Raw genomic sequence first — 17,218 nt, forward strand, 5'->3', positions numbered from 1 at the left:
TCTCCTTTTTTGCTAAAATAATAGATTTTAAGATTCAGATAAGCTGAGGGGATAGAGAAATGACAAATGATAACATGAAACGGTGGGCTGAAGAGAAGCTTCATCTTGTTGGAAAAAAAGTAAAAAAAGAACTTGAACGGCTAGGGGATGCCATTCCTTATGTACCATTTAATGGAAGTTACACAGATGTAGCGAAAGAACGCGGAATAGATTGGTGGACCAATGGTTTTTGGGGAGGCCTTCTTTGGCAATTAGCACATGCTACGGGTGATGAAGAATATATGAAGGCGGCAATTGCTCAGGAGAAACGTTTAGACAAAGCGCTTTACCTGTTTCGTGATATACACCATGACGTCGGGTTTATGTGGCTTCACACGGCGGTGGCGCATTACCGTGAAACTGGCGATGAACAAGCCTTTCGAACGGGGTTGCATGCTGCGAACTTATTAGCCGGACGTTTTAATGTTGATGGAAACTATTTGGTTGCTTGGAATGATCATAAACCTGGCTGGGTCATTATCGATGGCATGATGAACATCCCATTGCTTTACTGGGCATCAGGAGTGACGAAGGATCCACGCTTTGTAAAAATAGCACGCCTGCATGCGAACACGGTAGCTAAATATTTGGTTCGTGAGGATGGGTCTGTTGGACATATCGCAAGCTTTGATGCGGAAACAGGTGAGTTTATCGAGCTAATAGGCGGTCAAGGATATGCAGCTGACTCCGCTTGGAGCCGTGGCAACGCATGGGCTATTTACGGCTTTGCCCTAAGTTATCACCACACACAAGATTCTTACTATCTTTCCATTGCCAAACGTGTCGCCAATTACTTTATCGCTCATATCTGTGAAACGGGTTATATTCCATTAGTAGATTTTCGTGCACCCAAAATGCCTGTAATCTATGATACAAGTGCCGGGCTATGTGCAGCTTGCGGCATGTTGGAAATCGCTAAATGGGTGCCAATAGAGGAAAAAGAACATTATGAAGAGGCTGCTATCAAAATTTTAAAAGCTACCGAAGAAAAATATGCCAATTGGAATGAAGAAGAAGACGGGATTATTGGGGGAGGAACGGAAGCCTATCATCGTCCGGCAACCTATGAAGTGCCACTAATTTATTCCGATTATTTCTTTACAGAAGCAATACTTCGTTTATTAGAGAAAGAATTGTTTATTTGGTAGAGCATAACATTAAAGTGTTATAGATCACCTAATATGATTGAATCCTAGTAAATAAAGCGTTTAAATTATATAATTAAGCTGTCTTATTTGATTACTAGGCTAAAAACAATCGTTGTATCAGCAGAAAGGTGAGAGTTAATGATTCGTTTATCAATTTTAGGTAAAGATGGAAACGTAAAGAATGGAAAGAACGACTATGAAGAAAACGTTTTACCGATGATCAAAGAAAGTGATGATTACTGCTGGCTCGCTACGCAGGATTTAACCTATGTTGAAGGCGATACGATTCGTGTTGAAACTGACGTGTTGGATGCTTACCTTGTAGTAAAGCTAGATGAAACCTTGGATTCTACGATTCTCTTTGTACCAAACTATTCTTTTGATTATGTAATTGAGATGAATGAAACGGCTCTTGAAGCGCGCAGCGATCAAGCTTTTAAAGGTAAACGTCATTATCTTCAGGCGCGTTTTGCGACAAAAGAAGAGATTTCCTCCTATCGCAATTGGGCGTTAAACCCACACAATCAAAAAGAATTTAGTGGCGCTTATCCACATGCTTCCGCAAATGTTGAAACACGCAATGATGCCACTTTCTTTGCTTGCAATGCTATTGATGGTGTTTTTGCAAACAATAGCCATGGCTCCTATCCATATCAATCATGGGGAATTAATCGCCGGGAAGATGCAGCACTAACGATAGAATTCGGACGTGCAGTGGATATCGATAAAGTTGGTTTTACACTTCGAAACGATTTTCCGCATGACAGTTATTGGACGGAAGTGACGGTTGAATTTTCCGATGGAAGCAGTGAAACGTTTTCGCTGGAAAAAATTCCAGCACCGCAGTTTTTCACTTTCGAAAAGAGACAAGTTCATTCAGCTGTCTTTTGCAAGCTGAAAAAGGCCGAAGATGACTCACCATTCCCTGCTTTAACACAAATCGAATTTTATGGGAAAAACGTTTAGTCTCGAAGAATGCTTAAAAAGAATGCGGCGAAGAAACAGCAAGATAGTCACTCATAATAAACTTGGTATGCTTATTAGCTGCCAAGTTTTTTGTTGTTAAACGAAAAAATAAGAGGTTTGCAAAGACTCTCAGATAATTTTTTATGAAAATTCGATAATTTCAGGCCATGAATTATCTGAGAGTATAAACTATAATAAAGTCAGTTTCATAGAAAATGATCATCTTTACGGGATTGATGGATTAATAGAGCCAGGCGCTAACGTTTTTAAATAAAAATACATAATAAAACTGGAGTGTTTTTATATGGGGAAAAGCAGAATTCAATTAAGAAAAAAAATGGTCCTTCCATTATTGTCAGCAATACTCCTAACTTCGCCGTTAGCAGCATGCAGCAATTCAGAAACATCGGGAAAAGCAAAAGAAGCAGCAAAATCGAATAACACCATAAGTATTATGACAACTTCTTTTGCTGCCATTAACCCAACCGATGACAGCCCTATTTTGAAAGCGCTCGAAAAATATACGAATACCGATATTAAAATAACTTGGGTTCCTGACAGTAGTTATCAGGAAAAACTAAATGTTACCCTAGCATCTGGAAAATTACCTGAGATTATGATGATTCCCAAAAAGCTTCCTAGTTTCATCAGTGCCGTTAGGGATGGTGCATTCTGGGAACTCGGTCCCTATCTAAAGGATTACCCTAATTTAAGCCAAGTAAATGAAATTACTTTGAAAAATAGCTCAATTGACGGAAAAATTTACGGAATTTATCGTGCCCGGCCCCTAGGAAGAATGGGAATCACTTTTAGAAAAGATTGGTTGGAAAAAGTCGGGTTGCAGTCGCCAGAAACCATCGATGATTTTTACAATATGTTGAAAGCATTTAAGGAAGATGACCCAGATGGAAATGGAAAAGACGATACTTACGGTATGGTGATATCAAAATATACCGGTCCATGGGATATTATGCAAACATGGTTCGGAGCTCCAAATAAGTGGGGCGAAGACGCTGATGAAAATTTGCAGCCTGATTTTATGACAAAGGAATATATGAATGCGTTAAAATTCTTTAAAAAGCTTTATGATGAAGGATTAATTAATAAAGACTTTGCCGTAATGGACTCACAAAAGTGGCTAGACCCACTATATAATGGGCAAGCCGGTGTAGTCGTTGATGTGGTGGACCAAGCTCATCGTGCGGAAGATAAAATCAAAACAATCAATCCAAATGTAAAAGATCCAATCGATGTGATTGGTGCCGTGGAAGGACCTGAAGGATTGCATAACCTTCCAACTTCAGGATATGAAGGCATGCTAGCAATACCTAAAACCAGCGTAAAAACCAAAGAAGAATTGAAAAAGGTATTAACGTTTATTGACAAACTAAATGATAAGGAAGCCCAAATATTGGCTAGTAATGGTATAGAGGGGCGCCATTTTGAACTGAAAGACGGCAATATGGTAGACCTAAAGGGAGAAGATCAAGCTCTTATTAGTGAGGGACAGGGCCTAGATAAATTTCAAACTTTCATCCCGGAGGAGCGATTCTATAAAAAAGCACAAACACCGTTATTAGATAAGGAAGCAGAAGTTAAAAAAGAAAATGAAGAAAATGTCGTTCCAAACCCGGCTGAATCGTTGGTTTCTGAGGTTTATGCTCAAAAAGGCCAGCAATTAGACAATATTATTAATGATGCACGAATTAAATTTATTGTTGGTCAAATTGATGAAGCAGGCTTTAAAGATGCCATTGCATTATGGCGCAGTTCCGGTGGAGACGATTATATTAAAGAAATGAATAAATTGTATAAGAAAGCAAAGAAATAACCTAAGAAAGCCAGGAGGTGTTATCAACAACTCCTAGCGATAAATTTAGTTTGTACTTTTAATCAAAAAGCAACTATTCATAAAGAATATATGAGACAGTGAAAAGTCTAACTGTCTCATTTTTTTAACAAAGACATCTATGAAACTGGTAATTTCCCATTAGTAAATTTTCGTGATGCAAAAACCCCCGATACAAGTGCCGGACTTTGTGCAGGCTGTGCCCTGTTAGAAATCGCCAAGTTGGTGTCTTAAGATGAAAAAGAACTTTTTAGTTGGTAGAACGTTATTTTGTTACCTTGTGCGATGAATTTGAAACGTCAGACATTGGAGTGAAATTAGTGTTAATAATGAAACATAAGGAGTTAGGATTAACTAATAAAAAAGAGTATCTCGACTTATTTAATATTATCAATCGTCCGCTGACAACCTATTTTTCAAAAGGAAACGCGAGTATCAAGTACGGTGCAAACGGGGTTGGGTACGGAAGCCGCATCGCCAGCTTTGAGGGGTTTTCCCGTTTGTTATGGGGCTTAGGTCCAGCGATAGGAAATGCGGAAGTAGAGGACCTAGTGCATCCAATTATTCAAGGGATTGGCAATGGGACGAACCCAAATCATGAAGAATACTGGGGCCAACTTCATGATCGCGACCAACGCATGGTAGAGATGCCGGCTGTTGCCTTATCGCTTTTATATGATAATCAATTAATTTGGAAAAGGTTAACAGATTCAGAAAAACAAAATGTCTTTAACTGGTTTTTCCAAATTACCGAATATGAATGTGCGGATGGAAATTGGCAATTCTTTAAAGTCATTGTGAGTCTAGTGTTGAGAGCTTTAGGCTATGAAATTCCGGACGAATGCATTGACGTGCCTCTTACTAAAATTGATAAATGCTATTTGGCTGATGGCTGGTATCAAGACAGCACTCGAGGACGTCAAGATTATTACACACCGTTTGCTTTTCATTATTATGGTCTGATCTACAGTACGTTAGTTCCAGACGATTGGCATAGTGAAGAGTTCCGTGTCCGTGCGAAGGAGTTTGCGCAGCAATATATTCATTTCTTTGCGGAAGATGGAGCGAATATCGCCTTTGGCCGAAGCATGATCTATCGCTATGCGGCAGCATCATTCTGGTCGGCGTTAGTTTACGCCGATGTTCAAGCTTTTCCTCTAAGTGCGTTGAAAGGACTTATCAACCGACATCTTCGTTGGTGGATGGAAAAACCGATTTTTGATGACAATGGAATATTATCTCTTGGATATACTTACCCGCAATTGACACTGACGGAACCATACAACAGTTCGTTGTCACCCTATTGGTCAAACAAGGTATTTCTACTATTGGCTTTACCTGATGACCATGAATACTGGACAGTCGAAGAAAGTGCGTTCCCAGATGTGGAAGCAGTGAAAGTATTGAATAGGGCAAACATGCTGGCCTTCCATGACAATGGACATGCGCAACTTTTAAATGCTGGTCAACCCGGGGCTAACTATCAAACATTAACAAATGAGAAATATTTGAAGTTTGCTTATTCCAGTTACTTTGGCTTTTCTATTCCACGCACGAATCAACTCAAAGAAGAACACGCGATGGATTCAATGCTTGGGGTGCAAACCCCGGACCTGACCATTTTAACAAGTCGTGGCGGGCAAACCGTTGAAGAAACGGGGCAATTTTTAGTCCGCAATAAAGTAACAGACGTCGAGATTAGCAAAGGTATTGTGGCTTCAACTTGGAAAGCGTCCCATACGATTTCTGTTCGTACTTGGCTGACAAGTATATCTGGCTGGCAGATTCGGATTCATAAAGTGGAATTAAAGGAGCCCACTGTTTTATACGAAACGGGTTTTGCGGTGGAGAATAATCCTGATTTACCGGGCACATCCATCGTTCAAGACAATGAGAATTATTATAATGGTCCAAAAGGCTTTACTGGAATCGTGGATTTGTCATGGGTGAATATGCGCCATGCGGCATTAGTGAATTGCCTGCCCAATACCAATTTGATGACGCCGGAAATGACCGCTTTGCCAGGTTTAGAGGTTACATTGACTGAAGGAACCCATTGGCTCGTAACGGGTGTCTATGCACATCCAGATCTGCAATATGCCAGGGGAAAATGGGAACAAAAACCTGTTGTTCGATATAATGAAGACAATCTAAAAGTCATTCTAGCCAATGAAGAACTCGTTTTATCAATGATATAGTTTCGTTAAGAGGGAGCATTAACATGGAAAGTTATGATCTGTTTGTTTTTGGGGGTCAATCCAATATGGCAGGCCGGGGCGAAGCAGAAAAGGCACCCGTCATCGGCGAAAATATCGGCTACGAATTTCGTGCCATCTCTGATCCAACTAGACTGTACAAAATGGCTGAACCGTTTGGCGCTGGTGAAAATAATCCTGAGGGTATAAACGAGCCCAATAGGAAAACGGGAAGTCTCGTTTCAAGCTTTGTTCAAAAGTATTACGAGCTAAGCAGGAGAAAAATAATTGGTGTTTCAGCAAGCAAAGGCGGATCAATCATCGCGCAGTGGCAGCCAGGTCAACCATATTTAATAGATTTGCTTAATCGTCTGGATAAAACCAAGTCTTGGCTTGTGGAAAATAATATTCGAGTTGAGCATATTTATTTGCTTTGGCTCCAAGGCGAATCGGATGGCGATTTCAAAACGCCGCCTGAAAAATACGCTTCGATGACAAGAATAACCTTTGATGAAATCAAAAAACATGGCGTTGAACATATCTTCCTGTTCCAAATTGGCCATCACCGCGATAATCAAGCCTTGTATTTACCTATCCAAGAAGCACAAACTACTATGGCTTCAGACTTTGGCGATATTACTCTCGTTTCTACATGTCTAAAAACGATGGCGGAAAGAGGCTTAATGAAGGATCCATTTCATTATCATCAAGCAGCATATAATGAATGTGGCGAAGAAGCAGCACAAAACACGGTAGATTATTTAAAAAAACAGTCAATTCTATAAAAAGATAGAGGTAATTTATTTCAAGAAATTACTTGGAAAAAACTTGGTAGGCTGATGGGCTGCCAAGTTTTTTATTGCTTTGTAAAACAAAGGTAAACAGAGCCAAAACAAAAAGAGGTTAATCAAAGTCTCTCAGATAATTTTGAAGGAAAATTGCATAGTATCAGGCCATGAATTTACTGAATGTTTGGACTATAATTCTATTATTGTAGTGAATACCATTTATTGGATATGTGGGAGCCCTTTATAGGAGGTGAATTTTATCCTTACTGTTGTTGCCTAAACCTTTTGTTCAAGAAACTATGAAACTTTTAAAACGGGGATTTTCTACTCAAATGAATCGATTATCGGGAGGAGAAGTCATACTTGAAAAAAATAGGAAGATTGTTTCTGATCGGTTGCATGCTTATTTCCATATTTATGCCAAACACTATTTATGCTGAAGATAAAATCACACTAGATGTGAAGGATGGACAAATTGGATTTGATGCCAATATAGCACTACAGAATTCGGATATCGCAAAAACCACGAATGTATCCGGGCATACCTGGACAGAGGATAATGGAGCACTACAAAGTCCTAATAATGGTAAATACTGGACAGATACCAACAACCTCAATGGGAATGCACCTGGACTCACTTATAAAATCAATTTTGACACTCCTGGAACTTATAATGTGTGGGTGCAAGCCCAGGCGCCGGATACATCAAGTGATTCCATTCATGTTGGAGTGGATGGCGGCTGGAAATTTTGGAAAGGGCTCAAAGGCACGAGTAATTTTACTTGGAACCAGTTAGGGCCATTAGTTGTCGACGAAGCGGGATTGCATGACCTCAATCTATGGGTGAGAGAAGATGGCTTTGCCATTAAGCAAATATACTTAACCACAGGAAGCCAGAATCCGAGTGATTATAAAAATTGGATTACCGTACCAGGTTCAGTAACGCCAACAGTTCCAACAGGTCCAACAAGTTATTACATTTCTCCAACCGGCAGTGATAATAATCCAGGAACGAAAGAAGCGCCATTCAAAAGTATGAAGAAAGCGCAGGAAGCGGCTTCCTCCGGGGATACCGTATATATTCGCGGTGGAGTGTATGATGAGTTTGAAATTGCAAAAAACGATAGTAATTATAATTATGTAAATGATATTTATAAAAGCGGGATCACCTATGAAGCTTATCCTGGTGAAAGACCGGTCTTTGACTTCAAAAATGTACCGACTAATTTACGTGTGGCGGCTTTTTTTGTGGAAGATGATGTAACCGGTATCAAATTTAAAGGGTTCGATGTCACTGGCGTTAAAGTAGGGAACCAAAAGCAATCGGAGGCCTTTAGAATTAGGGGGCAAGCCGATTTTGAAAATATGGCTGCCCATGATAATGAAGCAATCGGTTTTTACTATACCGGCCATGGGACAGGAACGGTTCTAAATACGGATTCTTATAACAATATTGGACCAACCGATGCATCAGCCTCCAATACAGATGGTTTTGGAGCACATGGGGAGGCTGTTTCGTTCATTAACTCCCGTGCATGGAATAACAGCGATGATGGATTTGACAGTATCAGTTCACAAGGTCCGGTAATCTATAACCATGACTGGTCCTTTAATAACCGGGGAAATCAAAATGGCATCGGTGACCAAAATGGATTTAAAGTCGGCGGGTATGCTTATCGCACCACTGGAATTCCAAATCCACTGCCACTCCATACGGTTCAATATTGTTTAGCTGCAAATAACGGCGCCAATGGCTTTTATGCGAATCATATGCCGGGGCAATCAGCAAACTGGACCAATAACACGGCCTATAATAATGGTCTCTCCTATGGTGCCAACTTCAATATGCTAGAACGTGTTAGTCCAACGGACATAAATAACATCCCTGGTTACAGAGAAGTTTTGCACAATAACATCTCGTATAAGGGGACATTAATCGAAAACATTGACAATGCTCAGACGCCGGCAGAAAATATGACGAACAATTCATGGAACATCAATGGGGGTCTTAACATTAAAGATCAAGATTTTGAAAGTCTGGATATCACCCAATTATCTGCACCTAGAAAAGCAGATGGCAGTTTACCTGATGTATCCTTTATGCGTCCGTCTCCTTCCAGTCAACCGTACAAAGAAGGTTTAGGTTATCTTGCTGACCAGCTCAACAAGGAATCCAAAATTTGGAGGTTCGACTTCGGCTCTGCTAAAAATGTGGCAAATGGTTATACAGGTGTACCTGCCAATTTAGCCTACACAGCGGCACGAGGCTATGGCTTTTTAGGATTGGGACCCGATGGCTACAAAGAGGACAATAGAAGTGATGGATTTGTCATGCAAGAAGGACAAGAGATTAGGCTTCAAGATGTATCAAAGCCAAATCCGAAAAATGCCGATGAGGATGCGGTGGCTGTTACAGACCCGGATATGCCAATTCGATTTGCCGTTAATGTTACACCAAATACCTATTACAAAGTAAAAGTCACTTTAACCGGTGCTGATCAAAGCAAGGATGCTAAGGTCAATTTGTTTTCTGAAAAAAGGCATTTTCTTTTAACAGAGAAGGTGATTCCTGCAGGTACTAGTTTAACCTATGAATTTAATGTAAATGTTCAAGATGTGTATTCCAAGGTAACGGGGACATACGTAGATACAATGCTGAATATTGCCGTAAGCGGTGAAAATGCGGCCATTTCTTCTGCTAAAATTATGCAGATGAAGCAAGGTAAAACTCTTTGGGTTCTTGGTGACTCAACCGTGAATGACCAATTAGCTTCACTCCCTTATTTTAGGCTTCAAAACTATTCAGGTGTAGGGCAAGCGCTATCTAAATATATTGGCCAAGATATTGCTGTATCTAATCATGCAGAAAGCGGATTGAATGACTATAGTAGTATCAAACATTTTGAACAGTTTAAAGATCGGATTAAGCCCGGCGATTTTGTCTACTTTGAGTTTGGACACAATCATAAAACGGACGGTCCAACAGGGTACTATAATGGCATTTCTTATTACTATGATTATGTTCACAGTAAGGGAGCTAATTTCATTATTGTTGGCCCAGTAGACCGGCATAATGCCTATCAATACGATGCGGCAGCAAACACATGGTCTTCTACTTTAGATGGTTTTTCTATGATTGGAAAACAATATGTGGAAGAAAAAGTGGCTGCAGGTGCAACAGATATTGCCTTTGTCGACCTAAATGCACCAACACTATCATGGTATTCGCAGCTTTGTGAAGCTTTGGGGAAAACAGCCAAGAGTACAGATTACTATTTTAGGGGAATGCAAGGCGAGAAGGTAGACGGCACTCATCCGAATGATGCAGGTGCGGACAATTTTGCGAAACTGTTTTTTGATGGTGTTAAAGCTATCGTGAATGATCATCCTGAAACACCGCAAGCAAAAGTATTAGCAGGTCTATTGGAGGGTGTAAGAGATGAACTTCCCTATACGGTTCCTGATTCCATCACAAGTTTAGGATCGGCACCAAATAGTGCGTACCCCAAGCCATATGTACCTGGAGTTACTCATAAATATCCGCTAGCCATCGAAAACGTAGTTTTGGATGCAAATGGAAAAATAGTATCGATGACTGTGACAAAACAAGGTGACTTATCCACCTATGGGCGGGGAATTGTCGAAATCCATAAGGCCAATGGCGAGTTAAAAGGCACTGCCTATGCAAATGAGCAAATTGATAACACAATAGAAGGTACACAAACTGTTACATTCACAACGGACTTAACGGTGGATGTGCAGCAAAAGGAAACTTTGAAGGCATATGTCATGGGATTTGAAGATAAACCGGGATATCCACTGACAGACGAACAGCTTTCTGAATTTTATACCCGTTAGATATCTTAGAATGTGCGGATTTTTCCTTCCTATTGGACTTTCACTCTTGAAACGTTAAAAGGAAGGGAAAATCAGCTGGGATTAAATCGATTGACGAGAGGAGAAAATTTCTTTGAAAAAAATAGGGAGTTTGTTTTTGAGCGGTTGTATGTTTGCCTCGTTGTTTATGACTACCGCAGTTAACGCAGATGAAATCACACAAGCTGATCAGCATGCCTACTACATTTCGCCGACTGGTAGTGATAGCCATCCAGGAACGATAGAAGCTCCTTTTAAAAGTGTGATGAAAGCGCAAGAAGCAGCCTCCTCTGGGGATACCGTATATATTCGTGGTGGAATTTATGATGATTTCAAAATTGCAAAGACAGATAAAGATTATAATTACGTACATGATATTAAAAAAAGTGGAATCACCTATGAAGCTTATCCTGGAGAAAGACCTGTCTTTGACTTCAGAAATGTACCCACTAATTTACGGGTCGCTGCCTTTTTTGTGGAAGATCGCGTAACCGGTATCAAATTTAAAGGTTTTGAGGTGACAGGCGTTAAAGTAGGGAACCAAAAGCAATCGGAAGCTTTTAGAATTAGGGGTCAAGCTGATTTCGAGAATATGGCTGCCCATGATAATGAAGCGAATGGCTTTAACTTTACTGGACATGGAACGGGAATTGTTCTAAATTCTGATGCTTATAACAACATTGGGCCAACAGATGTTTCAGCCTCCAATACAGATGGTTTTGGAGCACATGGAGATGCCGTTTGGTTCATTAACTCCCGTGCATGGAATAACAGTGATGATGGATTTGACAGTCTCAGTTCAAATGGTCCAGTAACTTATGACCATGACTGGTCTTTTAATAATCAAGGTAATCAGAATGGCATCGGAGACAAAAATGGGTTCAAGGTCGGCGGATATACATATCGGACAACTGGAATTCCAGACCCCATGCCACTTCATACCGTTAGATATTGCTTGGCTGTTAATAACGGGGCCAATGGCTTTTATGCGAACCATATGCCAGGGCAATCAGCTAACTGGACGAATAACACGGCCTATAACAATGGCCTTTCTTATGGTGCGAACTTCAATATGCTAGAGCGCGTTGACCCGACTGATATAAACAACATCCCAGGTTACAGAGAGGTTTTACACAATAATATCTCTTATATCGGTACATTAACCGATAATATAGACTATGATAAAACACCGGCAGAAAATCTAGCGAATAATTCATGGACCATCGATGGTGGTCTTCCAATTACTGCAAAAGATGTTGTAAGTCTGGATGTGGCCCAATTATCTTCACCTAGAAAAGCGGACGGCAGCTTACCTGAAGTTTCATTTATGCGTGCTGTACCAACTAGTCCTCTTTCTAAATACGGATTAGGCTACCTTGCTGACCAAGATCCCATTATTTCCTTACAGCAACTAGTGACATCATTCACCAAAGACGGAAAAATAGATAATGATGGAATCGCCAACAGCCTCCAGATGAAACTAAAAGATCACAACCTAACTTCTTTTATCCATGAGATAGAGGCACAATCAGGAAAGCATATTGATAAGGATCCAGCAGATTTTCTTCTACAAGAAGCAAATGTATTGATAACCAAATAAGGAATAACCAGAAAGAGAGAAACACCCAATTTAGCCAAGTGGGTGTTTCTCTCTTTTTTAATAGGCTCTTTAAACAAACGAGAGTGGAAATCAATTTCCAAATGTAAGAGATTCTGCTAATAAGGAAGTTTTAAATAGCTGATAACAGAACATTTTGGGATAAGTAAAATGAACTAATGAAATATAAAAACACTAGTCCATAAGTACTGAATGCCTTCTTTTGGCATAATCCCTTGTAAGTATTAAGTTATGTTTCTAAAACTTCCTTGACTTAAAATGGTTTACAAAAAGCATTTCTGGTAAAATTTATAAGAAAATTTAACACTTTAATGCAATGACTAAAAATGTCGAGAATTATATACTATAAATAATTTCATGAAAGGATGGGTTCATGTGGTTGAACCGTTATTAGTAAGGTATCGATCAAAGGGAATTTGGGAGCAGCTTGATTATCATGCCCATTTAGAACACTACGAAATTTATTTTTTTCATGAGGGATCATGTCGATATTTGATCCATAACCAGATATACGACCTAGAGCCTGGGGATATTTTATTGATGGATGGCAAAACCCTGCACAGAGCAAATGTCCAGCAAGACAAAGAATATATACGGAGCACTTGTCATTTTTCGCCGGAATGGATTTATGGAGTTTTATCCGAATTGAAAGCTTTACACCTATTAGAGGTTTTTGATAAGTTGCATCATTGTTTAATTCGCAGCAGTGAAAACGAAGAATCGAAGCTCTTAGAACAACTATTTAAGCGGCTTGCTATATTAAGAGATAAATATAACTTAGATGATCACAGCGTGGTACCAGAGATGAAAGTATTGCTGGTAGAGATATTATTTACGGTTAATCGTCTTGGTCAAATGGATTCGAGGAAACTGACAACGAGTAAAATTGAAAAGGAAGAGCATGCCGAGAATATTGCAGGATATATTCAAAATAATTATAAAGAACGTCTTACTTTAGATCAGATATCCGTGGATCTCAATATAAGTAAATCGTATACCTCCCATGTTTTTAAAGAAATGACAGGGTTTACTGTTATGGAATATTTGATGGGGTGCCGGTTGAATCAAGCGAAGTTTTTGCTTGAGATGGAGCCAAGTAAGCCAATAAAAGATGTAGCTTTTGAAAGTGGATTTGAAAGCGTTTCACATTTTAGCCGTTATTTTAAATTAAAAGTGGGCGTTACGGCAAAAGAATATCAACGTTCACGTTTAAGATTGCATAGTTGAGGAGAAAAAGGATTGTCAATTTATTAATGAAGCTTAAAAACCTTTTCTAAATGATAGGTGCTAGGGGGATCAAAATGCAAGTGAACAGTCAAACAAAAGGGGAAATAGCACCATTAGATGAAAATCAGTCACAGGTTTATAACTTTAATTACGAGTGGAAATTTATAGTTGCCGACGCCTTTCCACTGAATGAAGCATTAAAGAAATGGAAGGATGACGCGGGAAGCTATTTTTTTGAAGAGGAATATGCTGAAAAGGATTGGGATGTGGTTGGGGTTCCCCACACCTATAATGACAAGGATTTATTCGTTTCACGCATTGAAGATGCTGGAAGCGGACAAAAAAGAACGTTTGCATTCTATCGAAAATGGTTCAGCCTTCCTGCCATTCATCATGGTAAAAAAGTATTCATCGAATTCGAAGGGATCCGTCAAACCTGTTACCTCTATGTAAATGGAAAAATGGCAGGATATTATGAAGCAGGGGTGGCGCCTTTTGCCTTTGACTTAACTCCGTATGTTGATTACGACCACGAGAATTTAATTGCCGTTGCAACAGACAATACATCCTCTAGAAATTTGGATGCCTTTGCAGCGGAGACACCAAATATGCCAGGAGCAAAACCAGGATCCTTTATGGCCTCGCAAATTCCAGATAGTATACCCGAATCTGTTCGAGGTGTTGGCTTTTTTTGGAATTGCAATGACTTTAATCCTAGTATTGGAGGAATCTCTAAGAATATCAAGTTACATGTAAAGCCAAAGCTGTATATAACACTTCCCATTTATAGCAATCTCCAAACAAAAGGCGTTTATATTTATGGTTCGGAATTTGATTTAAAACAAAAACAAGCCACGATCCATTCGCAAGCGGAAATCAGAAATGAGACTAGTTCGGATGAGTCCATTACATTAGAATCGATTATTTTTGACCATAAGGGAAAAGAAGTAGGACGTATGTCTTCAGACCAGGTCTTTATTCCAGCAGCGAAGAATCTCCCTGAATACCCACCATTATCGATTACTCCACCAGATGCATACAAAAAAGAAGGAAATAGTTACATACCGCTATCTGAAGATGATGTCCAACCCACCGTAACAGAGTCAGTTGAGGTTTCGAATGTAAGTGTTTCCAATTTAATTTCAGACCTGCGTTTTTGGTCACCAGAGGATCCCTATCTCTATACAGTACAAACAAACCTCATTCAAAATGGAGAGGTTTGTGATTCAGTAACGACTGTGACAGGCTTTAGAAAGGTTTCCTATGATTTTGAGGGTGGATTGCTTATTAATGAAACAAAAGTATGGCTTACAGGGTATGCCCAGCGTGCTGCCAATGAATGGGCTGCGATTGGTACGGCCCCGGACTGGCTCAAAGATATGGATGCGAAATTAATCCGTGAAAGTAATGCCAATCATATCCGATTTATGCATGTTGCGGGTTCCCCGGCTGATATCCGATCTTTTGACCGCTATGGAGTGGTATGTACACAGCCAGCGGGCGATAAGGAAAAGGAAAACTTCGGAAGACAGTGGGATCAGCGTGTGGAATTAATGCGTGATATTATCATCTATTTTAGAAACAATCCGTCGATTTTTTTCTGGGAGGCGGGGAATAACGCAATCAGTAAGGAACATATGCGTGAAATGCGCTTATTAAAAGAAAAGCTTGACCCTAATGGCGGCAGATATATGGGGTGCCGTACCTTAAATACGGAAGAAGTCTTGGCCGAGGCAGAATATGCAGGCACGATGTTAAATCGTCATGCGGGACGCTACCAATCGGAAAAAATGCCAGTTACGGAAACGGAATATTTGCGCGAGGAAGCACCAAGACGTGTTTGGGATGATTTCACACCCCCAGATTTTGATTATGATAATGTATGGCTTGGGCGTGGCGGAAGGAAACAAATTGGTGTTGACTGTCACGATCTGACTGCAGAGGATCATGCCCTTCATGCAGCCAAAGGGTATGCGGAATTTTTCAATGACCGTATCGGCGGGGCCTCTGGGAAAAATTATTATTCTGCAGCGGCAGCGTTATGCTGGACTGACTCTGCCCAGCATGGGAGACAAGCAGCCAGTGAAAATGCCAGAATGAGTGGACGTGTAGATCCTGTACGAATAAAGAAGCAAAACTTTGAAATTTTTCGAACCATGCAATCACCTGTTCCAATGATAAAAATAGTAGGACACTGGAATTATCCTCCCGAGGGAGATACGAATTATCGTTATGCGGTGAAGGAATTTGATGGCACTCACTGGAGAAAAACAGGCGAATATAGGTTACGGAATCCTAAGGACAAAACAGTTTACGTGATTGGCAGTTATTCCATTGCCAAGATCGAGCTTTTCATCAATGGAAAATTGGCTGGGATATGTGACAAACCGGTAAATACCTTTGTTTTCCCTTTTTATCCTATTGATATCACACAATCGGGTTCCATTACTGCCAGGGGCTATGATTATGGGGGAAATCAGGTAGCGGACGAAACCATCGAAACGGCAGCAGAACCATTCCAATTGAGGCTGAGGGCACATGCCGGTGATCAAGGACTGTTAGCCGACGGAACGGACATTGCTTATGTAGATGTGGAGGTCCTGGATGAAAAAGGCCGCCTGCATCCAATAGCCGATAACAGAATTGATTTTACCATAGAAGGTGAAGGAATTTTCCTTGGCGGCTATAATAGCGGACGGTTCAATGGGTACGGAAAAGAGGATAGCGTGATTCATCAAAATCATGTGTATGCGGAGTGCGGTAATAATCGAGTATTCATCCGTTCTACCAGAAATGCGGGAAATATTCGATTGACGGCAAAAATGAAGGGACTTCCGGAAGCTTCCGTTACGATTCAAAGCAAGCCAGTCGATACAGGAGCTTTGTCACTTGAGTTTCCTCAGGTATTGGCTCCCACTTATGCTGAGGTCCCGCCTAGGAGTTTTTATCCATTCGAGGCGAACCTTGAGGCAGACGCTGTAAAGTATACACCCGATGATAAGGTGTATTGCAAGATCGTCGTAAATGGCCAAGAACCGGATACACGGGGGATTTATAGCTCTTATGAACACGGAAGCATTTACAGCCCGATTCTATTCATATTAGAAAGAATGAAAAATACACAGCCTCATCTATTTGACTATGATTACGAGGCGGAAAAAGGGCTCCTTACTTTGACGTCAGATGGCAAAACCATCATAGCTGAAAAGGGCCGGACGCATCTTTTGGTAGATGGGGAAGAGAATCTATTGAATGCTGAACCATTTATAAATGATCAAGGAGTATTTATTTTGGAAATCAATGCGGTCGTGTCCTATATAAGTGGCGTTATCTCCTATTATGACGAAAAGGCAAACTTATTCAGGATTGAACTTCCATGATGGAATGAAGCAAAGGAACGTGCGGGCTATAAATTTTTAAAATATTTTGACAATAGTAAAATGTGAAATAATTAGCAATCATTGATTTAGTAAATCAAGATGGCATCAATAAAGGGGAGATTTTAGTGAAAG

General features: G+C 40.2%; 9 protein-coding genes. All 9 read left to right on the forward strand.

Annotated features, from left to right (window positions below):
* Positions 1-59 precede the first annotated feature (59 nt).
* The 9 genes from ACY8D0_RS05405 (at position 60) to ACY8D0_RS05445 (ending at position 17,086) form a co-directional block, all read left to right on the forward strand.
* The gene (locus ACY8D0_RS05405; RefSeq protein WP_462409451.1) at positions 60-1,187 is read left to right on the forward strand and encodes a glycoside hydrolase family 88 protein; all 1,128 of its coding nucleotides are present in this window, start codon (positions 60-62) and stop codon (positions 1,185-1,187) included.
* Between the two features lie 138 nt (positions 1,188-1,325).
* Positions 1,326-2,153 (forward strand): hypothetical protein, encoded by an 828-nt coding sequence (locus tag ACY8D0_RS05410; RefSeq protein WP_462409452.1) that lies wholly within the window; start codon positions 1,326-1,328, stop codon positions 2,151-2,153.
* A gap of 304 nt (positions 2,154-2,457) precedes the next feature.
* The gene (locus ACY8D0_RS05415) at positions 2,458-3,984 is read left to right on the forward strand and encodes an extracellular solute-binding protein (RefSeq protein ID WP_462409453.1); all 1,527 of its coding nucleotides are present in this window, start codon (positions 2,458-2,460) and stop codon (positions 3,982-3,984) included.
* 347 nt (positions 3,985-4,331) lie between these two features.
* Entirely contained in the window at positions 4,332-6,200 is a 1,869-nt protein-coding gene (locus ACY8D0_RS05420) for a DUF2264 domain-containing protein (protein WP_462409955.1), read from the forward strand.
* 23 nt (positions 6,201-6,223) lie between these two features.
* Positions 6,224-6,982 carry a sialate O-acetylesterase gene (locus ACY8D0_RS05425; protein ID WP_462409454.1) on the forward strand — a complete coding sequence of 253 codons (759 nt, stop codon included), beginning with the start codon at positions 6,224-6,226 and terminating at the stop codon, positions 6,980-6,982.
* 366 nt (positions 6,983-7,348) lie between these two features.
* Entirely contained in the window at positions 7,349-10,843 is a 3,495-nt protein-coding gene (locus ACY8D0_RS05430; RefSeq protein WP_462409455.1) for a right-handed parallel beta-helix repeat-containing protein, read from the forward strand.
* Between the two features lie 112 nt (positions 10,844-10,955).
* Positions 10,956-12,461 (forward strand): right-handed parallel beta-helix repeat-containing protein, encoded by a 1,506-nt coding sequence (locus ACY8D0_RS05435; RefSeq protein WP_462409456.1) that lies wholly within the window; start codon positions 10,956-10,958, stop codon positions 12,459-12,461.
* Between the two features lie 393 nt (positions 12,462-12,854).
* Positions 12,855-13,706, forward strand: a complete 852-nt coding sequence (locus tag ACY8D0_RS05440) for a helix-turn-helix transcriptional regulator (RefSeq protein ID WP_462409457.1) — start codon at positions 12,855-12,857, stop codon at positions 13,704-13,706.
* A 74-nt stretch (positions 13,707-13,780) separates the two neighbouring features.
* Positions 13,781-17,086: a glycoside hydrolase family 2 protein gene (locus ACY8D0_RS05445; RefSeq protein WP_462409458.1), complete on the forward strand. Its 3,306-nt coding sequence runs from the start codon at positions 13,781-13,783 to the stop codon at positions 17,084-17,086.
* The last annotated feature ends 132 nt before the right edge of the window (positions 17,087-17,218 follow it).

The sequence above is a fragment of the Neobacillus camarae genome (assembly GCF_054950115.1).

Excerpts from the sequence above, each read along its gene's own strand:
- ACY8D0_RS05415 (WP_462409453.1), top strand. The coding sequence starts at position 2,458 with ATGGGGAAAAGCAGAATTCAATTAAGAAAAAAAATGGTCCTTCCATTA.
- ACY8D0_RS05410 (WP_462409452.1), top strand. The coding sequence starts at position 1,326 with ATGATTCGTTTATCAATTTTAGGTAAAGATGGAAACGTAAAGAATGGA.
- ACY8D0_RS05445 (WP_462409458.1), top strand. The coding sequence starts at position 13,781 with ATGCAAGTGAACAGTCAAACAAAAGGGGAAATAGCACCATTAGATGAA.
- ACY8D0_RS05405 (WP_462409451.1), top strand. The coding sequence starts at position 60 with ATGACAAATGATAACATGAAACGGTGGGCTGAAGAGAAGCTTCATCTT.
- ACY8D0_RS05420 (WP_462409955.1), top strand. The coding sequence starts at position 4,332 with ATGAAACATAAGGAGTTAGGATTAACTAATAAAAAAGAGTATCTCGAC.
- ACY8D0_RS05425 (WP_462409454.1), top strand. The coding sequence starts at position 6,224 with ATGGAAAGTTATGATCTGTTTGTTTTTGGGGGTCAATCCAATATGGCA.